This is a genomic window from Desulfomicrobium salsuginis (assembly GCF_054657795.1).
In genome coordinates, this window is sequence record NZ_BAAHYA010000002.1 from 2262622 (window position 1) to 2285541 (window position 22920).

Genomic DNA, 22920 nt, shown 5'->3' on the forward strand with positions numbered 1-22920 from the left:
TCAACAGCCCCGCATCAGGCGTTCCAGTCCAGGATGACCTTGCCGGACTTGCCCGAGCGCATGACGTCGAAGCCTTTCTGGAAGTCCTCGGCCGCGAAGTTGTGGGTGATGACCGGGGCCATGTTCAGGCCGCTCTGCAGCATGGCCGTCATCTTGTACCAGGTCTCGAACATCTCGCGTCCGTAGATGCCTTTCAGCTTCAGGCCCTTGAAAACGACCTGGCCCCAGTCGATGGCCGTGTCGCCGGGCATGATGCCCAGCAGGGCCACGTGGCCGCCGTGGTTCATCTGAGCGAGCATCTCGCGGAAGGCGGCGGGGCTGCCGGACATCTCCAGGCCCACGTCAAAGCCCTCGGCCATGTGCAGGTCGGCCATGACCTCGGACAGGGATTCACTGGCGACGTTGACGGCGCGGCTGACGCCCATCTTGCGGGCCAGGTCCAGGCGGTAGTCGTTGACGTCGGTGATGACCACATGGCGCGCCCCGCAGAAGCGGGCGATGCCGGCGGCCATGACGCCGATGGGGCCGGCGCCGGTGATGAGCACGTCCTCGCCGACCAGATCGAAGGACAGGGCCGTGTGCGTGGCGTTGCCCAAGGGGTCGAGCATGGCGGCCACGTCGCCGGAGATGGTGTCGGGCACCTTGAAGGCGTTGACGGCCGGCACGCAGAGGTATTCGGCGAAGCAGCCGGGGCGGTTGACGCCCACGCCGATGGCGTTGCGGCAGAGGTGGCGCTTGCCGGCCTTGCAGTTGCGGCAGTGGCCGCAGGTGATGTGCCCCTCGGCCGAAACCCGGTCGCCGACCTTGAGGCCGCGCACCTCGGAACCGATCTCGACGATGCGGCCGACGAACTCGTGGCCCACGGCCATGGGCACCGGGATGGTCTTCTCGGCCCAGGCGTCCCAGTTGTAGATGTGGATGTCGGTGCCGCAGATGGCGGTCTTTCCGACCTTGATCAGAATATCGTTATGGCCGACCTCGGGCACCGGGATCTCTTCCATCCAGATCCCGACCTCGGCCTTGGCCTTCACCAGCGCTTTCATCTTTTCCATTTCTTTATCCTCGCATCTCTCTGAAATTTAATTCTCAACGTCACAAAATCTTGAAGATGGATTCCCGCCTACCCATGCTGGGCACACGTTCGCGGGAATGACGGGAGTGGCAGCATCCGCGACCTCACTTACGACAACCCGACATAACGTGAACGACGTAAGGGACAACGCTCAAGGCTTTGCGGTTCGCCGGGATGGCGGGTCGTCGACTGTCTGACTGAGCCAGGCATCGTTTGTCGCATTGTCGCCTTTCGCTCGAAGAGCAGGCCTGCGTTCGGCAGCGGCGACAATGCGACTCTACGAGGCCGGCGAAGGAGTTTCGACGATCCGCCATCCCGGCGAACCGCAAAGCCTCCCCCGTCATGCCTGAGCCCTTCTCCCATCCCAGTTCTCCAGCTAAATCACTCCCAATTCCTTCCCAACCTTCACGAACGCCGCCACGGCCCGCTCCAGATGCTCCCGCGTATGCGCCGCGCTCATCTGCGTCCGGATTCTCGCCTGCCCCTTGGGCACCACCGGGAAGCTGAAGCCCACGACATAGATCCCCTCCTCCAGCATCCGCGCGGCCATGCGCTGGGCCAGCACCGCATCGCCGAGCATGACCGGGATGATGGGGTGCTCGCCGGGGACCAGGGTGAACCCGGCCTCGGTCATGGCCTTCCGGAAATACTGGCTGTTCTCCACGAGCCTCGCCCGCAACTCCGGCTCACGCCGGACCAGGTTCAGCACTTCCAGCGACGTGGCCGCAATGACAGGGGCCAGGGTGTTCGAAAACAAGTACGGCCGCGAACGCTGCCGCAGCCATTCGACGATCTCTTTGCGCCCCGAGGTGTAGCCGCCCGAGGCCCCGCCCAGGGCCTTGCCCAGGGTGCCGGTGATGATGTCCACGCGGCCCATGACCCCGCAGTGCTCGTGGGTGCCGCGGCCGTGCTCGCCCATGAAGCCCACGGCGTGGGAGTCGTCGACCACGACCAGGGCGTCGTGGCGGTCGGCCAGGTCGCAGATGGCCTTCAGGTCGGCGATGCTGCCATCCATGGAAAAGACGCCGTCCGTGACGATGAGCCGGTACCGGCAATCTCCTGCCGCCTTGAGCTGCGCTTCCAGGTCGGCCATGTCGCCATTGGCGTAGCGGAAGCGTTTGGCCTTGCAGAGGCGCACGCCGTCGATGATGGAGGCATGGTTCAGGGCGTCGGAGATGACGGCGTCCTCGGCCCCGAGCAGGGTCTCGAAGAGGCCGCCGTTGGCGTCGAAGCAGGAGCTGTAGAGGATGGTGTCGTCGGTGCCCAGGAACTCGGACAGGCGGTCCTCCAGCTCCTTGTGCACCCCCTGGGTGCCGCAGATAAAGCGCACCGAGGACAGGCCGTAGCCCCAGCGGTCCAGGGCCTTGTGCGCGGCCTCGGTCAGGCGCGGGTCCCCGGCCAAGCCGAGATAGTTGTTGGCGCAGAAGTTGAGCACCTCGCGGCCGCCGGCCACGGTGATGCGCGCGCCCTGGGTCGAGGTGATGACCCGCTCCGCCTTGTACAGGCCGTTGTCCCGCAGCTCGGCCGTCTGCCGCGCCAGATCCTCGAGTATCCGTTTCATGCCTTCCCCTCCGATAAATTTCGATTTGCGTAATTTTATCGCGATAAAATTTCTTGTCAAGAAATCAGGGGACAATATATTGCTGAATGCGCGAAACACACCCTCTGCCAAGGCCGCCACAAAAACTTGCCGGCCGGGAAGGGGTCACGTAAGAGCGTCGCGGGAGAAGAACGTGAGTGAAAAGGACTTGAATCTCGACCAGATGGACCGGCAGATCATCGACGCCCTGCAGAAGAACGGGCGCGAATCCTACAAGAGCATCGCCCAGAAGCTGGGCGTGTCCGACGGGACGGTGCGGCTGCGCACGGAGCGCATGATCAGAAGCGGGTACCTGCGCATCTCGGCCTCGGTGAACCCCATGTTCTTCGAGGACGGCCTGACGGCCACGGTGGGCGTGAGCCTGGAGGGCCGGGCCAACGCCGAGATCATGCGCGCCATCGCCGCCCTGGACGGGGTGCAGTCCGTGGCCAACGTCTCGGGGCGCTTCGACCTGCTGGTGGAGATACACGTCTCCTCGCGAAATGACCTGCGCCGCTTCCTGGTCGACGACCTCTCGGCCCTGGGCGGCATCCAGAACACCGAGACGTTCCTCTATCTCGAAACCATCGACAAGTGGGTGCGCCAGCGCTCCGAAGGAACCGAATGAGCCATATCCTGCACGGGTTCACGGACCCGAAATATCTCGACGTCATGATCGCCAAGGCCGAGACGCAGCTGAAAGAGGCGGAAAACGAAGAGGACCGGCAGCGTTTCGCCGCCTACCTGGAAGTTCTCAAGGGCTGGAAGGGCAAGCTCGCCGCCAGCCGCGACGTCTGCACGCCCGAAACCCCGGAATAGCACGGGTCCGCGGCACCAAGGCCCCCGCCCATGAGAAGGGCCGTCAGTTCGCCCCGGTCCAGCCTGGTTTCGTACCCCTCCCCCAGCATCCGCAGCGCATCCCTGCGCGCATCCCGGCCATGCAGCTCGGCCCAGCACCTGAACACGTCCCGGGCGCGGCCGCGTAGCGTCTCTTCGGGCGCCCTTGCGGCCGCGGCATGGAGCGCCTCCATCGCCTCCGGCTCGGGCAGCCGGGCCAGGCGATCGGTGAAGAGTCTTTTGTAGCGTTCCAGGGACGCGGCCACATGGCTCTCCTGAACCACGGACAGCCCCGACCACCCGGCCCGCATCCACTGGAAGACCCCGCTGACGACCGCACCCTCCCCCTGCAGATAGACGCCGACGGACACGTTGGTCTGGATGCGCGACGACACCCAGCCAAGCCCCGTCCTGGTCAGCCCCTTCTCCCCGGTGTAGACGTAGCGGCCGTCCCCGTCGTTCCCCAGAGCATACCCCTTGGTGCCGACCTCAGAATCCCCGGCCTGTACGCTGACGGACAGCACTGCCCCTTCCTCGGGAAGCAGGATGACGGCGCGGCGCAGCGTCATGCCGTAGCACCCGCCGGTGGACGGGTCGGGCGTGGTCCGGTCGTACTGCTCGCCGCGCACGATGACCGGGCCGGACGGTGGCCACGGATCGGCCCACAGGCGCCGCTGCCGTTCATCCGCCCCGGGCGTGGTCCAGACGGACGAGCGGATGGAAAAGGGCTTGACGACCTCCTGGGGGATCAGCGGGTTGTAGAGGTAGCGCAACAGGCGCCGCAGAGGCATGCGGATGGGGAAGCCCTGGAAGGCCCCCGGAGCATCCTGGTACCTGGGCAGGCTCGTCGCGGCGTCGGCGTTGGCGCGCACATGGGCGAGGACCGGCGCGATGCGGGACGGATCGGGCTCGCCACCGGCCAGGAGTTCCGTGCAGAGGTAGTCCACGGCCGCCTGCAACCCAGCGGGCACAGTCGGCCCTTCCTGCGCCTCCGCCGGACCGGCCGCCACGAGAAGGACGAGGGCGAGCCCCACGCCCCACCCTCTTCCGAAGCGGGATGAGGCGCTCACGCTAAATTTCCCCTTCCCTGACCGCGAAGCGCACCACGGAATCCGTGACGGAGCTGCGCCCCGTATACAGAAACACGGCCAGGAACACGCCCTGCAGCAGGAGCAGCACGGGCAGACTCCACAGGGCGGCGACCCCTCGGCCGAGATGCGCCTGGACCCCGGACGCATCGAGCATCAGGGCCGGGACCAGCCCGTACAGCACACCGAGACCGGCCATGATCTGATAGGCCGAAATCTTGCGTTCGCCCCGGTAGTCGGCCCGAAGAAACTCGGAAACGACGCGCCAGACCTGCGTGGTCACCAGGGGCAGGACCATGGCCATGGAGAAGTTCCCGGCCGCGAAGAAGGCCATGCCGAGGCAGGCCGCGCCGCAGTAGAGGTAGGCCGTCAGAAGCTGCACCGGCACCAGCCTGTGCCCGCACAGGCCGTGGGCGTAGGCGGCCTTCTTGGTCTTCCCCTCGAAGACGATGTTCCATCTTTCAAACAGGCCGCGCCACGGCGCGGGCAGCGTGTCCACGGGGCGGCCGTAGCAGCACCCGAAGCTCAGGCAGGCCATGCGGCCCACGCCCTCGCCCACGGCGTAGGCCACGGACAGGGCCGCCAGGGCCGGCAGCACGGCCCCGGAACCCGTTGCGCCGACCACGGCCCAGGCCACGAAAGGCGCGACGACGATGCCGACGAAGACCGCCCCGCCCACGGTCAGGGTGTTGCGCTTGCCCTCCACCAGCCGGGCCACGATCTTCGAGGCCGGGATGCACAGTCCGAGCATGCCCGCGACCATGAGGCAAAGCCCCGCCAGGCCCATGCCCACGGAGGCCAGCAGCGTCACGGCCACGGCCGTGGCCAGTGCGTAGGCCAGGGCGCTCAGGACCCCGTACCAGGTCAGGTTGAGGCCCCGCCAGGAGCCGTCCTCGTTCCTGGTCAGCGGGACGCTGGCCAGCATCTGCCAGCGCTCGCCGGGCAGCGTGCGGCCGCCCCAGGCGATGAAGGCGAAGAGCGCCGCCCCGAAAGCGATGATTCCCGGATATTCCATGAGTTCAATCCTGTATGGTTGAAGTGACGACCCGGCCGATGGTCTGCCGCACCCGCACGTCCGTCTCCACCCACGGGCGGCCCAGCCAGTCGGAGAACCGGCTGCCCACATCGGCGCGGAACTGGTTGGCGACGAGGTCGGCGCTGAACGCGACCCGGCCCGGCTGGAAGAAAAGCACGTCCAGGGAGCTGCCAGGCCGGTACAGGCTCTTGGGCTGCCCCTTGCACAGGAAGAGGCCCGGATGCATGGGCTCGGCCGGCTCGTAGCCCTCCTCGGCGTAGGCCTGCACGATCTGCCCGATCATCAGGGCCGCCACCTCGACCATGGTCACCAGGCCGCACCCGCTCCCGCCGGCCACGTCCGTGTCGATGACCGTCACGGCCCGACGGTTGCGGGAGAACGGCGTGGCCTCGGAGATGACCGCGGACGGATTGCAGGAGTGGAACGCGCCCTCGATCTCGTAGAAGTCGCGGACCACGCCGCTGACCGGCACGTGGTTGTAGTGGTACTTGTCCGGAGTCAGCCGGAACACGGCGAACTCGCCCCCGGCAAAGGCCTCGACCCACTGGCGGCGAGCCAGGAACTCCTCGAAGGAAAAGAACTTGTCCTTGATGAAAAGCACCGCCCCTTCGCTCAAGGACCCGGCGAACATGCGCGAGTCCGCCGGAGAGACGACGGCCTCCGGACTTTCGTCCATGGGCCGGACCTCGGCGTAGCGGATGCGACGCTCGAAGATGCGGCGCGGGGTGTCGTAGTGGGCGGCCTCCTCCACGCATTCGCCCAGGTCGATGCCGAGCCTGCGGATCAGAGCCTGGGCCCCGGAAAGCCTGGCGCCCAAGGGCAGATCGTAGTTGAGAAAGCCCAGCAGGCTGGAGGCGCGCCCCGAAATCACGGCCTTGAACACGGCCGGGGCCTGCTCCCGGATGCGGGAGTAGAGATAGCCGACGATCCGGTCGCAGAAGAGTTCCTCGTCTCGGACCCGGCCGTCGCAGACATATTGATGCGTCATGATTTCCTTCCACGGATGCGTGCGTTGTCGCGGTGCATGCCGACGACCAGCAGCAGGAGCTGCGTCAGGGTCCGGCGGCAGGCGCTCAGTTCCCCGGTCAGCCGCAGTTCCTCGTCGGCCTCCCGGATGAAATCGAGGATGTCGCGGCCGCCGAGCAGCGCAGCCAGGCCGCCGCGACAGAACTGATCGGGCAGGCAGCCGAAATCGCGCACGGTCGCGCAGTCCTCGCGCAGATACTCCAGGGCCTCGGCCAGGTACGAACGGCGCAGCCCGTCGCGGTAGACGTCCTCGGCGGCCATGTTGAACTCCCGCCCCCGCAGGGACAGGGGCGAACGCGCCCCGGTCCTGTCCAGGACGCGCCGCGTAAGCTTGCCCGCGGCCCCGAGCCGCGGGTCCAGGATGCGGGCGCGCAGATCGGCCAGCAGCCCCGCCGCGCCGAACAGCTCGACCAGGTCCGCCCCTTCCCGCTCGATGAAGTCCAGCAACGCCAGGCGGTATTCCGGCACATGGGCCCGCACGTGACCGGGGTAGCGGCGGCTGGGCCGCACGCGGTCTGCGCGCGAGACCAGGTCCAGGAGAAAGGCGTTGCCCGAGTCGCGGCGCACGAAGAACGTGGGCAGCGAGATGGCCGTGGCGAAGAAGATCTGCCGCCGCTCGCTCTCGACCTCGGGCGTGTCCGGGATGGCGGCGCGCGTGACGCGGCCGGAGAGGATCAGCTTGCAGGCCAGGGCGCTCAGGAGCTGCTGCAAGGTCGCGGCGGGCCGCATGTCCTCCTCCAGGGAGTCGAACAGGCTGTAGAAGCGGCCCTCGAAGCCGGAGAAGCCCATGGTCGCGAAGGCGCGCTGCTTGTAGAGGAGATAGGTCGACATGGACTCGTGGAACACGCCCATGGACGCCAGCTCCCGCTTGAGCCGCAGGTCGTTGCCGAGTTCCCCGTTCAGGACCGGGCAGCGGTGGGTGCTCATGAGGGTCGTCATGTAGTCGAGCAGCCTGAAGTCCGGGATGAAGTCCCCCTTGAGCCGGAACAGCCGGGCGACGGCCCGGTCCATGAGGGGCGGCCCGAAGGGCGTCAGGGGCTGGCCGAAGACCTTGAGCCTGGCCTTCTTCTTCCAGCGCCGCCAGATCATGCGCAGGTGGGAGTAGTCGAGTTCGTGGGGCAGGAAACCCAGGGCCTTCTCCGGGTGGAAATCCTCGAAGTCCATGCGCAGGGGCGCGGCGCTGTACGTGCCGACGAAGAGGGGCAGAAAGTGCTCGACGATCTTGATGGTCAGGTCGCCCAGGTACTTCTCCTCGGCCGGGCCGAAGTCGCCCCCGCCCTGCATCAGCTCGCCCAGGCGCGCGCTGCCCAGGGAGATGTGCGTGCCGTTGTTGGCCAGGCAGGTGTTCGACGTGTTGGGCAGCACGACCAGGTTGTTGGTCAGGATGCCGGACTCGCGCAGTTTGGCGATGGTGTTCAGCTGGCTGCGCGAGAGGATGCGGTGGCACAGCCCCATGTACTCCTTCTTGGTCTCGCCGCGGTCCCAGCCCGACAGGCAGGGGTTCATGAACAGATCGCGGTAGTGGGCGTCGGGGATGAGTTCGTTCAGCCGCTTCTGCCTGGCCGGGGGCATGGGCGCGAAGTAGATCATGGCGCGCTGCCCGTGCTCGAGCAGACCGAAGCTTTCGTTGGCGTGGTCCAGCAGGAGCTGCGACAGGAGGAAACGCTGGCTCGTCTCACGGGCGACGCCCCGGCCGCCCCGGAAGGCGGCGTTCATGGGCGCGGGATAGAAGGAGAAGGTCTCGGGGGAGGTGTTGTCGTTCAGGAAGTGGTCGAGGAACTTCTCGGCCAGCCTGCGGACCGGGGGCTGCACGCCGGAGCCGGCCAGGTCGGCCAGGGAGAGCTTGAGCAGGTAGCTGATGGGCACCCGCAGCCACTCCTGGCCGTTCCGGATGAAGAAGAAATCGGGGCTGTCCTTGCGCCGGCCCGAATCCGGGTCGGCCTTGTCGGCCAGCAGGTCGCGATCCAGGGTATGGCGGGCGAAGGCGCCGAGGCGATCCAGGGGGAAGCGCACCCAACTGTTCTCCCACACCGCGTCCGGACCGCCCTGGAGATAGCGCTCCAGCTCCACGAGCGACGCGCCCGCCGTGTCGCCCGATGCCGTGCGCCGCGTCAGGTTCTGGTAATGACTCGATTCCCGGATCATGATGGGCAGGTCCACGTTCTCGGGACTGCCCATGACCGCGACCTGCAGTTCGCTCTCGCTGCCCGCCGTGGCGTCGTCCGGGGCGAACGGCAGCGCGCCGAGGGATCTCTCGTTCCAGGCGCCCTCGAAACCCATCACCATGCCCAGTCTCGTTTCCATGCCGGCCCACGTCATTGTTTCGTCAAAAAACATATGCACCGCCTTGTTTGCCCAGCATTCACCAGACCAATGTGGAGACGGTGCGAAGACGGGGTGACCGGAGCGTGACAGAACGTCCCTGCGCTGCAGACCGTCACCGGGATGTCACCGACGCGTCACTGCGGACGGCACTCCGCATGGCAGGTTCGGCCCATGGACATGGAAACCATCGCCCGTTTCGGACCGGCAGCCATCGCGCTGGGAACTTTTCTCGAGGGTGAGACCACGGTGCTCCTGGCCGGCGCGGGCCTGGCCCTGGGGGTCTTCGATTTCTGGACCGTGGTGCTCTCGGCCCTGGCCGGCAGCCTGGCCGGGGACCAGTTCTTCTTCTGGCTCGGCAGGCTCAAGGGGGCGGTCTGGCTGAACGGCCATCCCCGTTTCGGCGCAGCCGTGGGCAAGGCCACGCGCATGATGGTCCGCCACCGCCTGCCGCTGCTCTGCGCCTACCGCTTCATCTACGGGCTGCGCGGTGCCATCCCCTTCGCCTTCGGGGTGTCCGGCATCTGCTGGCGTTTTTTTCTGCTGGCCAACGTGGTCACGGCGGCCCTGTGGTCCGTGCTCGTCACCATGCTGGGTATGCATGCCGGGAGGTTCCTGACCGATGCGGACATGCTCGCCCGGCTGCCCCTGTTCGGCGCCGTGGCGGCTGTCGCGTTCGGCCTGGCCGTCGTGGTTCGCAGGCGACGAAAAAGCGGCGGGGAACCTACCTGAAGGATGCGGCGAGCTCGGGTTCGGATGCGGGGCCCGCGAAACGGGCCAGCCGCTCCGGCCGCATGGGTCTCGTGCCGTCGAAGGTGTCGCAGGCCAGATAGTAGCGCAGGTCCGTCAGCCAGGTGCCGAAGGCGCCGGGCGTCGCGGCGAAATTCCGCAGCACGGCGAAAGGGTTGCGCAGCGCGGCCCCGAAGGGCCCGAAGAGCTCGGACGGGTCGCGGAAACATTCCCAGTCGCAACGCCGGCACACGGACCCGTCTTCGGGCAGGTCGCGCATTTCCCAGAACGGCCCCATGTCGTCGCCGCTGCGGTAGCCGCAAGGATAGGCGTGCCCCCGGGTCGCGTCGACGAAGAAGAAGTCCGTCCCGCCCCGGCACGGGTAGGTCCGCTCCGCGCCGCCGTCGATCTGGCGGATGAGCGCGTCGAGGGCGGACAGGGGCGTGAAGAGGCGGATGCGCGGCCGGAAATCGGGCACGACGCTCCGCAGGGCCTGCAGCATGGCTTTCTTCTCATCCGCGGTGAAGGTGATGAAGTGGTCCGACGAGGTGGCCCGGTAGACGGCGTTCTCCTCCTCGCTCATGGGATAGCAGCAGTTGGCGATGGTAAACCCGAGATCGAGGGCGAAGGAGAAGAAGCGGGCGAAGGCCTCGGCAAAACCCTCCCGGAAGGCGTCGGGCTCGAACTTCCCCTGCAGGGCCCCGATGCGCCCGCCGCAGAGGCGGTTGATGCCGAGGTTGACCGAGGGGTAGAGGCCGCGCTCGTGGAAGACCGGGAGCGCCTTGCCCATGCCCCGGACCACGCCGGGCAGGCCGCGGTTGGCCTCGTGGATGGCCGGGTCGCAGGAGTCGAGGCTGACCCAGAAGTTGCGGATGCCGCTCGCAAGCAGTTCCTCGGCCATGCGCGCCATGCGGTCGCGGAAATCCGGCGCCTCGTGGCGCTGGAAGATGAAGCCGTTGGTGCCGGTGCGGATATAGGGGATGCCGAGCCGTTTGGCCCGGCGGATCATGCGGGTCAGGCGCGGGAAGTCGAGGAGCGGCTCCCCGCCGGTGAAGGATACGGCCTGCATGCCCAGACGCGAGACGGTGTCGAGGATCCTGTCCACGACGTCCGGGTCGAGGCTGTGCCTGGCAAAGGCGTTGTCGGCGCTCATGCCGCACTGGACGCAGCGGGCGTTGCAGCGCGTGGTGACCTGGATCACGGCCTGGCCGGGCAGACGTCCCCTGACGAGACGGCGGATGGCGCCGAAATGGCTCATGCGTTCCTCCTTGTGCCGCCCCATGGTGCCGGCGCCCCGTTACCGCTCCGCGACGGACTCGTGACCCGGCGGCGTCAGCCTCGTGAGTTGACAAGAGCTCGCATCTCGTCGGCCATGGCGAAGCGGACTCGCCGGCCCGCCGGGATCAGGACCGCAGCGCCGGTGCGGGGATTCCTGCCTTGCCGGGCGGCGAAGTCCCTGACCTTCAGTACGCCCAGGCCAGGCAGGCGCACATCCAGGCCTTCCCCCAGGGCTTCGCGAACGACGGCGAACAGCGCCCTCACGGCCGGACTCGTGAGATTCGGCCGCGAGGGACATGGCGCGTCTGCGCCTAGCAGGCATGCCGGGTCCGCGCAGGGCGCAGGCACATGGCCTTCCGTTGCGGCTTCCTCCGGAACTCCGCCTTGCCCCGCCGCGTCCGTGCCGTCATCCGGTGTCAGTTCATTTTTTTTTTTGCCGCGTCATCCGCCGGGGAATCCGCTTGGGCCACGAGGTGGGTCAGGGGCTGCATCCTGTTGGGCGCCCAGGAGAGCTTGACTTCGACCTTCTCCTTGTCGCTCTTCTGCTTGATTTCGAGCTCCGCTTCGATGGAGTCGGACGGGCGCAGGATGAGCGGACGCTCCTCGCTGTCGAGAATGAGCGAGCCCTGCCTCAGGCCGACGAGAATTGTTTCCAGGTACGCGGCCGCTTCGTCCCTGGTCATGATGCTCTTGAGTTTGAGCTTGTCCTTTCCCATATGATCCTCCGAGGTTGTGTCACACCAGGGAAATGAGCGCCTGGCAGAGTAGATGCGGGTCGATGGCTCCGGTTTCCGGGACCGTGAGGGGCGTCCTGATGACCTGAACTCCCAGAGGGGCCAGCTCACGTTCGGGGTTTGCGGCGCCGGGGTATGCGATTGCGGGATCGAGCAGGACGAAGTCCAGCACGTCGCCGATGGCGATGGTGTCGGGGTCGTCGGCCCGCAGGTGGCGCAGCAGCGTGCGCACCTGGTTTTCCAGGGACATGCCGATGCTTTCGGGATCGTGAAACGTGTTGGGGATGAAGACCTTGGGGCAATGGGTCTGGCTGACGGCCTTGCCCACGCCAGCGGGCAGCAGCGTGGCGATCAGGGAGCTGTAGAAGCTGCCGACGGGATAGCAGATCAGGTCGCAGGCGCCTATGGCCGCACGGATTTTGTCGCGGATCATGGGCCGCACGGGCGCATTCCCCCTGGCCGGGTCGACGAGGGACAGTTCGGCGATGGGCTTGGTCAGGGGCGGGGTTTCCTTGCCCGTGATGAGATGCTGGCCGATGAGGTGCCCTCCCCCTTCGAGCTGGGCCCTGAGCTGCAGATTCGAGTTGATGAGCAGCCGCACCTCGCCCCGGACCTGCACGAGCTTGGAATAGATGAAGACGATGGGGTCGATATGCCGCCTGCTGTCCAGATAGCCGGCCGTGAGGATGAGGTTGCCGACGCTCGCCCCGCGCAGGTCGAAGTCGCCGCCGGCGGCCTTGGCGAAGATCTGCAGGTGGTGGCGGATGATCTTGCGCATGGGGTCCGAAACCTTGGCGATCAGCGGGTGCACGCCGTTCGCCAGGGCATCGAGTTCCGCCCGGAGCTGGTCGGGGCTCGACGTCTTCGGCAGACGATGGGCGAAGAGGCTGTAGATCTCCGGGTACCCGTGCAGGCTCCGGTCGGCCAGGGCCATGAGCCGGCTGCGCAGGTCCCCGACGGCCGGCATGTCGAAGTGGCGGCGCAGCGCGGCCGAACTTCCCCCCGAATCAAAGGGCGTGACCAGGTGCACGGAGTTGTGGGTATACTCCACCAGAGCCTGGCTCGTCTCCCTGAGGGCCGTCCCGCCCGTGAAAAACAGGATGCGCGGACCGAGGTCCGGACTGCGCCGGGTCCTGACCACGCGGATGGGGTCCGGGATGCGGATGGCGCGGGTGACGCGGATGGGCGCCCTGCTCATGCCGTTTCCAGAAGCCGCAGGCACCCCGCGGCAGCGAAGTCGAAATCGACGCCTCCGCTGATCTCGAAGACCCGGCAGCCGTCCAGGGCCCTGGCATAGTCCGAGGCCGTCGGCGCGTAGTCGCCCTCGGCCACGAAAAAAAGCCCCGTGTCCTTCATGAAGGCGGCCAGGAGGTCGTGGCGGGCGTGCACGTCGATCTCCTCGAAGCGGGTTGCCGTGATGTCCCGGTTCCAGTTCAACAGCACCAGATAGCGCATGGGGCTCTGCAGGATGAAGCGGTCGGACCCGAAGATGCGGTCGATGAGGGCGTCGTACTTGTGCTCCAGATTCCAGAGCTCCTCGGGCGTCATGCGCAGGAAGCTCTCCCTGTCCTCGTCGGTGATGATGCTTGCGAGGTCCGGGTTGTGCAGGGCCGTGCCGGGGTTGATGCGCGGATGCTTGGCCACGCCGAACATGGCCGGACAGGGGGCGCCGGGGCGGACCATGAGCCGGTCGTTGCTGACGAAGGTCACGCCCTTGCTGACCAGATGCAGGGCCAGGGTGGACTTGCCCATGCCCGAGAAGCCGGCCAGGGCCATGCCCGTCTCGCACAGGGCTACCCCGGCGGCGTGGGCCAGGAGGCAGCCGTCGTGCAGCTTGCGCTCGATGAAGCGGTTGTTGACGAAATTGACGATCTGGTTGGGGTTGGCCTCGCAGTCGCCCACGGCCAGGTTCCGCCCTCCCCCGAAAAGGAAGTGCAGTCCGGTCAGGCGCTTGCGCACGACGCGGCCGCCCGGCAGATCGGCCCATTCCTCCTTGACCTTGGTCTTGCCCGGGTCGGGTTCCTTGACCTGAAAGGTCAGCCCCAGGTCCGGGACGGGTCCCTGCAGGGCGGTCACCGCGATGTCGGTGGCACCGGGGGAACAGAGGAACGGCGCGAAGTATGTCGTCAGCTCGCCTGCCAGGGTCTCGGAGTTGGTCTCGACCCGGAAGCGGCAGTCGCCCATGGCCAGGAAGACGCGGTGCGGGGTGTCGGCGCCCGCGGTCAGACGGTCGATGAGGTCCGAGCAGTGCATTCTAGCTTCCACGGATCTTCTCCATGACGTAGTCGGTGTACATGGCCGCGGCGTCCAGGCCGCAGGCTTCCTGGATGCCCCGGAAGCCGCCGAAGGCCGAGACTTCGAAGACCACGGGCCCGGCGGCCGTCTCCACCACGTCCACGCAGGTGAAATCGAGGTCGAACAGCGCCTGAGCCTTCTGCGCGACAGCCAATGCCTCGGGCGAAGGGACGGCCGACGCGTATCTGCCCCCCGACTCGGTGGTCGTGTTCCAGGCCCCGGTTCCGCAGCGCGCGTAGGTGGTCATGTAATTGCCGCCCAGGAAGACGATGCCCAGATCCTGGCCGGGCAGCTCGATCTTCTGCTGCAGGTACATGATGGGGTTCTCGGCGTGGAAGGCCTCGACGGCCTCGCGCGCCGCGGGCCCTTCCGCAATGACGGTCATGCCGCGGGCCTTGGAGGTGAAGAGTGGCTTGAAGACCGCCTCCCCGTAGCGCCCGACGGCGGCCAGGGCCTCGTCCACGGACTCGGTGATGGTCGTCGGCGGCATGGGGATGCCGCCCAGACGCAGGGTCACGGTGCAGCTCAGCCGGTCCAGGACGCGCATGATGGACAGGGGCGCGGAAAAGATGGGCAGCCCGCGCTCGGCCAGGAAGCGCAGCAGCTCAAGCCGGTCCAGCAGGTCCGGGGAGTAGCGCGCGCCGATCTTCTTGACGATGAGGCCGTCGAGGCCGGCCAGATCCACGCCCTGGAACCTGGCCGAGCCCGCATCCAGGTCCAGGCAGACCTGCTCCATGTCCACCAGCAGGCGGTATCCCGTCCTGGCGGCCACCGTGTCCGCCAGCAGCTCCGAGGACCAGCCTCCGCGCGTGCCGACAACTCCTATTTTCATGATCGCACCTAATAGTAGAGTATTTCCAGGGGGAAGGAAAAGCCGGCAAGCTCTTCCGGGGCCTTCTCCGTGAGCCGTTCCATGAGGAAGAGCCCGCGGTTGTACATGTCGTGGGCAAAGGACCGGTTCAGTTCGAACCGGGTGGAGGTGTAGAGCGACCGGGCCACCCCCAAACCCAGGCGGATGTCGAAACTCGGGTCGTCGTGGGCCTGAGCGAAGGATTTGGCGAAGGCGTAGAAGCTGGCGATGGTCTGGTTGATGCGCCCACGCGACAGGGGGTCGAAGGCCGACAGCCGGAAGTTGGAGACCAGGAAGACGGAGACGTCCTGCACGTAGTCCGCGTGCTGGGAACGGTGCAGGTCGATGAAGTAGACCTTCTGATTCTGGTGGTTGTAGATGACGTTGTTGATGTTGAAGTCGCCGTGGGTGAAGACCGAGAAAGGCGCGGGGTACCTGGCCTCGATGTCCATGCAGCCCTTGATCAGCTCCCCGGCCGAGGGGATGGGCTGGGAGCCGATGCCCAGGGGCGGCCGCATGAGTTCAGGGTGAACCTGCAGGATGGAGGACATGCGGTCCCCGACCTGGCGCATCATGTTCGTCGGCAGTTCGAATCTGTTCAGGGTCTGCTCCCAGATGTGCTGCAGGGTCTGCTCGAAGATGAACAGGGCGTTCTCGAGGATCTCCTCGTCGGGGTTGAAGATGGCCTCGTCCAGGGTGCACCCGGCCAGGAACTCCGTCAGCAGGGAGGCGTTCTCGCCCTCCTCCTGATAGCTGAACACGCGGGGCACCAGGCCCGGGAAAATCTCGTTCCAGCATTCGAGGTTGATCTTCTCCTGCCTGATCTTGCGCAGGTTGCCCTCCTTGAAGATGGAGTCGCGGGCCTGGGGGGTGTTCTTCCCCTCCACCCGGGCGATGCGGCAGCCCGAGCGCGACCCCCAGATGCCCTGGAAGTCCACGTCCGTGACCTCGCCCTGCAAGCCCGACTTGGTCAGGTTGCGCTGCAGGGCCTGGAACTGCTGGATCTTGATGCGCTCGCCGATGATGACGAAGAGCAGGGCCTCGCCGATGTTCAGCAGGCTGTCGCCGATGCGCTCCAGGTAGCGGATGATGAAGAGCGAGGTGATGTGGTCCTCCACGTTGCGGCCGATGCGCAGGTGGATCATGATCTTGTCGAAGTTCCCCTTGTACATGGCGTCCAGCTCGGCCTCCATGCGGCAGATGGCCAGGGCGCCGGACAGGTTGGCCTTGTGCAGGGTCGGCAGGATGTCGCTTATGGTCTGGTGGATCTTGAGGAAGCTCTCGCGGTAGTCGAAATTTTCCAGAAAGCGGGGGCTCGAAAGGTAGCCCATCTGCTTGGCGATGTTCACGCAGTAGTCGCCGATGCGCTCCAGGTTGATGGAGATGACGTGCACCGCGCGCAGGTACTTCATCTGCTCGGCCGAGAGCTTGGTCTGGCTCAGGGTCGTGAAGCACGTGTTCTCGATGACGTTTTTGAGGTTGTCGATGTAGTCGTCCTTGTTGATGATCTTGTCGTAGGTGCCCGGCGTGGGGGCGAGCAGGAACTCGATGGTGGCCTTGATCTGGTTCTGGACTTCCAGGATCAGGAACCGGAAATTCTCGTCCAGGCCTTCGAAATGTCTGTGCATGGGAATTCCTAGGAAGAAATGGAGATGGTTCCCGATTCCGCAGCCTGGTCGTCCCTGTCCTTCCAGCCGACCTTGATGGCCAGCTTGTTTTCCTGGCCCTTCTTCTTCACCGTCACTTCGAACTTCATGTAGCCCGTAGGGTGCAGGACGATCTCCGACCCTTCGGCGGAAAGCACGAGGCGGCCCTGGTCGAAGCCCTCAAGCAGGGCCTGCAGGTATTTCTGGATGGTCCGGCAGTCCTGGACGGACTCGAACTCGAATTTTTCATCTTGAGACATGGCGTTTCCTTGTGGATGTCAGCCTAGGAGGCGGTCGCGGTATTCGCGGATGGCGATTTCGCGGCTCATGCCCGAGAGGATGAGGCGCTTGGAGATTTCCAGGTCGTCCCAGGCCGGCTGGTAGCCGATCTCGCGGCCCACCTTCTCGAGATTCTGCTCGGCGACCGCCTTGACCTTCTCGCCCATGTGCGTGTCATCGCCCATGAAGACGAGCTTGCGGCGCGACGACGGCCCCAGGCAGGAGTTGGCGCGGCCCACGGTGGTGATGAGGAAGTCGGTGTAGCGCTGGGACTGGGGGTTCCAGACCTCGTAGCCGTCCACGTCGTAGTCGGCCAGGAGGATGGGCCAGAACTGTTCGGGGTGAGGGATGATCACGCCGGCGCCAAGGGCCCTGGCCTCCTCGATGACCTCGGAGGTGCGGTAGAAGTAGCGCAGGGTGAAGTGACGCTTGACGATGGCCTTGACGGCCGAGAGGTAGGTCTGGATGCGATCGATGAGGCCGCCGTCGAAGCGGGGGCGCAGGGCGTCGAAGTAGTTGCGCAGCAGCTTGTTCTTCAGGGCGTCCTCGGAAAGCTCGTGACGGCGCTCCTCGACCATGCGCTGGATCTTGCCCACGTGATGGCGCACGAACTCGACCAGGTCGAGATCCGCGCCCGTGGTGCGAGCGGCCTCCTCGATCCTGTCCTCCATGGGCGCAGTGATGGTGTGCATGAAGTCGAAGAGCTGGGAGACGCGGTAGGTCCTGGTGTGCCGGAGCATGGCTTTGAGCGTGTGGGCGCTTTCCAGGCGGGAGGCCCGGAAGTGCAGCAGCAGCTGCACCTTCTGGTTGAAGCCGTGGGAGTAGCAGTCCACCTCCACGCCGCTGAACTCGTCGTCGTAGGTCATGATCTCGTTGTGCTGGGTGGGGATGACGAGGCTCTCGGCCATGTTCGGGTACATGCTCTCCACCCGCTGCCTGACGACCGGCATGGGCACGAACTCGGGGTGCCAGTGCACGGCCATGACGCTGCGCTGTCCGGGCAACACGAGTTGCGGGTCGGCCAGGGAGGCCAGCGTCCCGTCGCTCAGGTCAATGCTCGTCACGCGCAGGAAGAGGGCCTCGTCCTCTTCCGTGACGGCCGAATCCCAGGCGGCGGGATTCATGGGGTCGGTGGTGCGCATCGGTTGACCCGCCCCCTATTTGTAGCGAGCGTGGCAATTCTTCTTGGCCTCGGCCAGTTCGCCGATGGCCGCGCCGGTCCCCGCCAGGTCCTCGGCGTCCACGGCTTCGCGCAGCCGCCGGCAGATGTCCGCGTAGGCCGGGTAGAACTCGTCTCCGTACCCGGGGTAGGCCAGCATCTTCTCGGAGTCCGAGAGAAAGACCGAGACGATCTCCCTGGACGGCATGACCCCGGCCGTGACGCTCTCGCGCAGGGCCTTGAAATAGACCTGCATGCGCTTCTTGAGGGACGAATATTTTTCGCACACGCCGCTCGATCCGCACGACTCCTCTCCCCCGCAGACCTTGGCCCCCTTGCCGGTGAACTTGACCTCCATCGACTCGGTGGCGTCCAGATCGATCTTGATCTTGAACTTGATCAGTTCGGCCAGGCTGATGCCGTAATGCTCCACCTCGCCGGAGCCGGTTTCCAGGGTGTCGGCCACCCTGCGCAACAGATCGGCCGCCTCCGCCCGGGAGAGGTTCCAGCTGTACTTCCGTTTTGAAGTCATATTCGTGTCCTTTTTGAAAAGTGGAGGAAAATGAATATCGTCTGCGACAACCCCTATTTAAAGTCAATCTCAAAACCGTGTCGTTTGTGTCACAACAATGTTACAAACCACACAGGAGCAGGCGTAGCAAAATTTTCGATGCATTATCGACACGATACCGTCACAGAAAATACTCAAACCAGAGATATGGGGTGTAAACCATAGCGAGGTAGAACATGGCCCCCATGCGCAAAGCGGATCTGCACGTGCATTCGAAGTATTCCAGCCGACCGTCCCAATGGATCCTCAAGAAACTTGGCTGTCCGGAGAGCTTCACCGAACCGGCCTTCATCTACGACAAGGCCCGGGCCGTGGGGATGGATTTCGTGACCATCACCGACCACAACGTCATCGACGGCGCCCTCGAAATCGCCCACCTGCCCGGGGCTTTCGTTAGCGAGGAGGTTACGGCCCACTTCCCCGAGGACAAATGCAAGGTGCACGTCCTGGTCTACGGTATCACCGAGGCCCAGCACCGGGAGATTCAGCGCATCCGCGAGAACGTCTACGACCTCTGCGGCTATCTGCGCCGGGAGCGCCTGCCGCACGCCCTGGCCCACCCGCTCTTCGCCGTGAACGACAAGCTGCAGGTGGATCATTTCGAAAAGTGCCTGCTGCTCTTCGACCTCTTCGAGGCCAACGGGTGCCGTGACGCCATGCAGAACCGCGTACTGGAAGGGATTCTGAAGGATTTGGACAAAGTGACCATGGACATGCTGGCCGACCGGCACGGTCTGGCGCCCCTCGGGGAAACGCCCTGGAAAAAAGGCATGACCGGAGGGTCCGACGACCATTCCGGCCTCAACATCGCGAGCATGCACACCCTGGCCGCAGGGGACGACGCCGCTGGTTTCCTCGAAGCGGTGCGCGCGGGCGGAGGCCGGCACGCCGGCACCCCGGCCACGGGGCACGCCCTGGCGCGCAATCTCTATTCCATCGCGTACCAGTTCTACCGCAACCGCTCGGGGATGGGGCAGGCCGCATCCAAGATGCTATGCATGCACTTCGCCGAGCGGATGCTCGGCAGCGCCCACGAACGCGAGAGCGGCATCCTCTCGAGAATCCACTCGGCCATCGGCAAGCGCAAAAGCTCGGCCTGGCTGAAACTCTCCGACGCCGACGGCATCAAGGCGCTCCTGCTGAAGGAGGGAACGCGCATCATCGAGGCAGACCCAGGCTTCTCGGCCCTGGCCAGGGGAGAAGGCGGCGCCGACATGGACCGCGAGTGGTTCCGCTTCGTGGGCCGCGCCTCGGACGAGCTATTCTCGAATTTCCTGAACCGACTCCTGACCGGTGCCGTGGGCGCGGACATCTTCGACATCTTCAGCACCATCGGCACGGCCGGGTCCCTCTACGCCCTGCTGGCCCCGTATTTCGTGTCCTTCGGTCTTTTCGCCCGGGAACGCGGATTCAGCCGCCGGTGCGCCCGCGCCTTCGGCCAGGAGGTCGAAGAGCCATGGAACATGGCTCATTTCACGGACACCTTCGAGGACGTCAACGGCGTGTCCTGGACCATCCGCCAGCAGCTGGAGCTGGCCCGCGAGAACGGCAAGGGCATGACCGTGATCACCTGCGGCCAGGGCCAGGACGGGCCGGGCCTCAAGACCTTCGGCCCCACCGGGACCTTCGCCGCGCCGGAATACCCGGAGCTGTCCGTGGCCTATCCTCCCTTCCTGGCCATGCTTGAACACTGCCTGGAACTGGACCCGGCCCTCATCCTGGCCGCCACGCCGGGCCCCGTGGGTCTGGCGGCCCTGGGCATCAGCCGCATCCTGCAGATCCCCATCCACGGCACCTACCACACCGCCTTTCCGCAGTACGTCGGCTCCCTGACCGGGGACGCGGGCCTTGAGGACATGACGCGCAGGTACATGTCGTGGTTCTACAGGCAGATGGACACGGTCTACGCCCCGTCCCGGGCCATCGCCCTGGAACTCGAAGCCCTCGGGGTCGCCCCGGGGGCCATCAGGGTCTACCCGCGCGGCGTGGACACGGCCCGCTTCGACCCGGCCAAGCGCAACGGCTTCTACCGTCCGTGGAACGGCGCGGATGCGTTCAAGCTCCTCTATGTCGGCCGCGTCTCCCGCGAGAAGGACCTGGACGTGCTGGCCGCAGCCTTCCGCCAGGCACAGGATCTTCTGGACGGCCAGGACGTGCGCCTGGTCATCGTCGGCGACGGACCCTACAGGGAGGAGATGGAGCGGGAACTGGCCGGCCTGCCGGCGATCTTCACCGGCATGCTGCACGGCGAGTCCCTGGCCGCGGCCTACGCCTCGGCTGACCTTTTCGTCTTCCCCTCGACCACGGACACCTTCGGCAACGTCGTACTGGAGGCCCAGGCCTCGGGGCTGCCGGTCATCGTCAGCGACAAGGGCGGCCCCATGGAGAATATCGAAACCGGCGAGACGGGCCTCGTGGTCCCGGGCCGGGACGCCGGTGCCCTGGCTCGAGCCATGGCCGAACTCTGCGCCGACCGCACCCGGCTGAAGGCCATGGGCCTGAGCGCACGGGCCTTCGCCGAAAGTCGGAGCTTCGACTCCGCCTTCATGACCATGTGGGAGATGTACAGGGATGGCGCCGCATCCGCGGCCTGACGTGACGAGACGAAAGGCGGGACCGGCGCCGAACGCGCCACCCGCCCTCCGCACGTCGTTCTAGAGTCCGGTCCTGATGACCATGTCCGTGATGGGCCCGCGTGAGCGCTCGCCCTTGAGCACGATGTGGCCGTAGCCGGGCAGGCCTTTGAGCATCTTCACGGTCCAGTTCAGGCCGTTGTTGGATTCATTCAGGTAGGGGTTGTCCACCTGGCGAGTGTCGCCCAGGCAGATGCACTTCACGTTCTCACCCATGCGGGTCAGCAGGGCCCTGGTCTCGGCGCGGGACAGGTTCTGCATCTCATCGACGATGACCACGGCGTTCTCCAGGTTCATGCCCCGGATGAAGGCGATGGGCAGGATCTCGAAGCGCTTGGGGTTGAAGCGGAAATTGCCGCCCTCGCTGTCCATGAAGATGCGGTTGGCCGGGCGCAGGTCGTGCAGCTTCATGATCAGGTCGCCGACGTAGCGCACGTAGGGCGCCATCTTCTCCTCCAGGTCGCCGGGCAGGTAGCCGAGCTTGGCCCCGATCTCGATGACGGGCTTGACCAGGTAGATCTTGCGGTAGGGGTTGTCCTTCTGCTCCAGGGCCAGGAACAGGGCCGCGGCCAAGGCCAGGAAGGTCTTTCCGTAGCCGGCCTCCGACTGCAGGGTGACCAGGTTCACGGCGTGGTCGAGCATCAGCTCCAGGGCCAGGTTCTGGTAGACGTTGCGCGGCCGCACGTTCCAGACGCTGTGCTGGTAGTCGATGAAACGCGGGCCCGAGGCGGCGTGCATGTAGGGCTGGCCGCCGACCCAGGCGAAGCTGTTGGGGATGGGTTCCTCGCCCTCGCGCACGAAGCCCGTGTAGGACTGGGACTCGGAGCGGAAGGGGTTGGAGTCGCGGAAGCCTTCGCTGGCGATGGCGTGGATGCGGGCCTTGAGCTGCAAGATGCGGTCGTTGGTAACCAGGATGGGGGCATCCACCCCGCTGTCCTTCAGCTCCTCGAGGATCAGATCGTCGCCGACCTTGCTTTCGGCGTCGTCAAAGGCCCGCGGCGGCAGAAAGAGGATGTCGGGGTCGTCCTGAAGGACGGCGATGGCCTGGGCCACGATGTGGGACACCCGCGGCTCGCGCTTGAGCTTGTCCAGCTCGCGCAGGACCGTGTACGGCAGGATGACGCGGTTCTCCTGGCCGTTGCGCAGGGTGCGGATGCAGGAAGGGTTGTCGAGGAGCACATTGGTGTCGAGGACGTAATTCTTCTGCATGGACGGAAGCAATCCTTAGGGGCCGAGAACCCCGGTCAGGACCGTTGAGGGAAAGGCGGCCGGCCTCAAACCGCTGCCAGCACCCCGCCCCCTATCCCGGTGCGTCCGAACTCGCCGGGGTGCGCGTCGATCATCTCCTGGCACTCGATGCAGTAGCGCGCGCTCGGGATGGCCAGCAGCCTGCGGCCGGAAATGTCGTCCCCGCAGAGCTCGCACACCCCGTAGGAATCGTTGTCGATGGCCTTGAGGGCGACGGCGATGTCTTTGAGCAGCTTCACGTTGCGATTGAAGCGTATCATGTTCCAGTCCTGGGAGGAAGCAGTGCAGGCCTGGTCGGCCGGATCGGGCTCCAGGGCGCGGTCCTGACGCATAACTTCCCGAAGATCTTCGATTTCACGCTCGATTGTGACGTACTTTTCCCGCAGCTGACGTTCGATGCCCTGATGCATGTTCCTGCAATGCGACATGGGGGAGCCTCCTGGATTGTGGTCGCCAGGACCCTCCGGCCCGCCCGGAGGAAACCTTCCAACCGTTGGCTCACCCTATGCCCCGCATGTTGCGGATCGGCGACGGCGGC

Annotated in this window: 22 protein-coding genes; 4 read left to right on the forward strand and 18 right to left on the reverse strand. The window is 65.9% G+C overall.

Annotated features, from left to right (window positions below; genetic code table 11):
• Positions 1-14: 14 nt before the first annotated feature.
• Positions 15-1052 (reverse strand): L-threonine 3-dehydrogenase, encoded by a 1038-nt coding sequence (gene tdh / locus ACYQ3G_RS17225; protein ID WP_459827967.1) that lies wholly within the window; start codon positions 1050-1052, stop codon positions 15-17.
• Between the two features lie 396 nt (positions 1053-1448).
• Positions 1449-2633, reverse strand: a complete 1185-nt coding sequence (locus ACYQ3G_RS17230) for a glycine C-acetyltransferase (protein ID WP_459827970.1) — start codon at positions 2631-2633, stop codon at positions 1449-1451.
• 172 nt (positions 2634-2805) lie between these two features.
• Here ACYQ3G_RS17230 and ACYQ3G_RS17235 point away from each other — a divergent pair, with 172 nt between their 5' ends.
• Together ACYQ3G_RS17235 and ACYQ3G_RS17240 are read left to right on the forward strand one after the other, a co-directional pair.
• Positions 2806-3279 carry an Lrp/AsnC family transcriptional regulator gene (locus ACYQ3G_RS17235; RefSeq protein ID WP_459827973.1) on the forward strand — a complete coding sequence of 158 codons (474 nt, stop codon included), beginning with the start codon at positions 2806-2808 and terminating at the stop codon, positions 3277-3279.
• A complete protein-coding gene (locus ACYQ3G_RS17240) occupies positions 3276-3470 on the forward strand; it encodes a hypothetical protein (protein WP_459827976.1) in 195 nt (64 codons plus the stop codon). Before ACYQ3G_RS17235 ends, ACYQ3G_RS17240 begins: the two co-directional genes overlap by 4 nt.
• Here ACYQ3G_RS17240 and ACYQ3G_RS17245 read toward each other — a convergent pair.
• From ACYQ3G_RS17245 to ACYQ3G_RS17260, 4 genes are read right to left on the reverse strand one after another with little or no spacing between them, the layout of a single operon-like run.
• Positions 3392-4558 carry a hypothetical protein gene (locus ACYQ3G_RS17245; RefSeq protein ID WP_459827979.1) on the reverse strand — a complete coding sequence of 389 codons (1167 nt, stop codon included), beginning with the start codon at positions 4556-4558 and terminating at the stop codon, positions 3392-3394. The genes ACYQ3G_RS17240 and ACYQ3G_RS17245 overlap by 79 nt on opposite strands.
• 1 nt (position 4559) lies before the next feature.
• A complete protein-coding gene (locus ACYQ3G_RS17250; RefSeq protein WP_459827982.1) occupies positions 4560-5591 on the reverse strand; it encodes a prolipoprotein diacylglyceryl transferase family protein in 1032 nt (343 codons plus the stop codon).
• A 4-nt stretch (positions 5592-5595) separates the two neighbouring features.
• Positions 5596-6600, reverse strand: coding sequence for a phosphatidylserine decarboxylase (locus ACYQ3G_RS17255; RefSeq protein WP_459827985.1), 1005 nt, complete (start codon positions 6598-6600; stop codon positions 5596-5598).
• Positions 6597-8942, reverse strand: a complete 2346-nt coding sequence (locus ACYQ3G_RS17260; RefSeq protein ID WP_459827987.1) for a hypothetical protein — start codon at positions 8940-8942, stop codon at positions 6597-6599. The genes ACYQ3G_RS17255 and ACYQ3G_RS17260 overlap by 4 nt, the downstream gene beginning before the upstream one ends.
• Positions 8943-9134: 192 nt before the next feature.
• On the opposite strand from ACYQ3G_RS17260, the gene ACYQ3G_RS17265 reads away from it, so the two are divergent.
• Positions 9135-9692, forward strand: coding sequence for a DedA family protein (locus ACYQ3G_RS17265; RefSeq protein WP_459827990.1), 558 nt, complete (start codon positions 9135-9137; stop codon positions 9690-9692).
• On the opposite strand, the gene ACYQ3G_RS17270 is transcribed toward ACYQ3G_RS17265, so the two are convergent.
• The 10 genes from ACYQ3G_RS17270 to ACYQ3G_RS17315 form a co-directional block, all read right to left on the reverse strand.
• A complete protein-coding gene (locus tag ACYQ3G_RS17270) occupies positions 9685-10947 on the reverse strand; it encodes a radical SAM protein (protein WP_459827993.1) in 1263 nt (420 codons plus the stop codon). The genes ACYQ3G_RS17265 and ACYQ3G_RS17270 overlap by 8 nt on opposite strands.
• A gap of 74 nt (positions 10948-11021) precedes the next feature.
• Positions 11022-11231, reverse strand: a complete 210-nt coding sequence (locus tag ACYQ3G_RS17275) for an HU family DNA-binding protein (protein WP_459827996.1) — start codon at positions 11229-11231, stop codon at positions 11022-11024.
• 152 nt (positions 11232-11383) lie between these two features.
• A complete protein-coding gene (locus ACYQ3G_RS17280; RefSeq protein WP_459827998.1) occupies positions 11384-11683 on the reverse strand; it encodes an amphi-Trp domain-containing protein in 300 nt (99 codons plus the stop codon).
• 19 nt (positions 11684-11702) lie between these two features.
• Entirely contained in the window at positions 11703-12899 is a 1197-nt protein-coding gene (locus tag ACYQ3G_RS17285; protein WP_459828000.1) for a GAK system CofD-like protein, read from the reverse strand.
• Positions 12896-13966 carry an HprK-related kinase B gene (locus ACYQ3G_RS17290; protein ID WP_459828003.1) on the reverse strand — a complete coding sequence of 357 codons (1071 nt, stop codon included), beginning with the start codon at positions 13964-13966 and terminating at the stop codon, positions 12896-12898. The genes ACYQ3G_RS17285 and ACYQ3G_RS17290 overlap by 4 nt, the downstream gene beginning before the upstream one ends.
• A complete protein-coding gene (locus tag ACYQ3G_RS17295; RefSeq protein ID WP_459828006.1) occupies positions 13956-14828 on the reverse strand; it encodes a GAK system ATP-grasp enzyme in 873 nt (290 codons plus the stop codon). Before ACYQ3G_RS17295 ends, ACYQ3G_RS17290 begins: the two co-directional genes overlap by 11 nt.
• 8 nt (positions 14829-14836) lie before the next feature.
• Positions 14837-16474 carry a phosphate signaling complex PhoU family protein gene (locus ACYQ3G_RS17300; RefSeq protein WP_459828008.1) on the reverse strand — a complete coding sequence of 546 codons (1638 nt, stop codon included), beginning with the start codon at positions 16472-16474 and terminating at the stop codon, positions 14837-14839.
• Positions 16475-16482: 8 nt separating this feature from the next.
• Complete coding sequence (locus ACYQ3G_RS17305; RefSeq protein WP_459828010.1) at positions 16483-16752, reverse strand: amphi-Trp domain-containing protein; 270 nt, start codon at positions 16750-16752, stop codon at positions 16483-16485.
• An 18-nt stretch (positions 16753-16770) separates the two neighbouring features.
• A complete protein-coding gene (locus tag ACYQ3G_RS17310; protein ID WP_459828013.1) occupies positions 16771-17913 on the reverse strand; it encodes a hypothetical protein in 1143 nt (380 codons plus the stop codon).
• Between the two features lie 15 nt (positions 17914-17928).
• Complete coding sequence (locus ACYQ3G_RS17315; RefSeq protein WP_459828015.1) at positions 17929-18462, reverse strand: GAK system XXXCH domain-containing protein; 534 nt, start codon at positions 18460-18462, stop codon at positions 17929-17931.
• A gap of 215 nt (positions 18463-18677) precedes the next feature.
• On the opposite strand from ACYQ3G_RS17315, the gene ACYQ3G_RS17320 reads away from it, so the two are divergent.
• Positions 18678-21095: a glycosyltransferase gene (locus ACYQ3G_RS17320; protein WP_459828017.1), complete on the forward strand. Its 2418-nt coding sequence runs from the start codon at positions 18678-18680 to the stop codon at positions 21093-21095.
• A gap of 60 nt (positions 21096-21155) precedes the next feature.
• Here the strand turns inward: ACYQ3G_RS17320 and ACYQ3G_RS17325 are convergent, their stop codons facing one another.
• Both ACYQ3G_RS17325 and ACYQ3G_RS17330 read right to left on the reverse strand, forming a co-directional pair.
• Positions 21156-22343, reverse strand: a complete 1188-nt coding sequence (locus ACYQ3G_RS17325; RefSeq protein WP_459828020.1) for a PhoH family protein — start codon at positions 22341-22343, stop codon at positions 21156-21158.
• 65 nt (positions 22344-22408) lie between these two features.
• Positions 22409-22810: a TraR/DksA family transcriptional regulator gene (locus tag ACYQ3G_RS17330; RefSeq protein ID WP_459828022.1), complete on the reverse strand. Its 402-nt coding sequence runs from the start codon at positions 22808-22810 to the stop codon at positions 22409-22411.
• Positions 22811-22920: the final 110 nt, after the last annotated feature.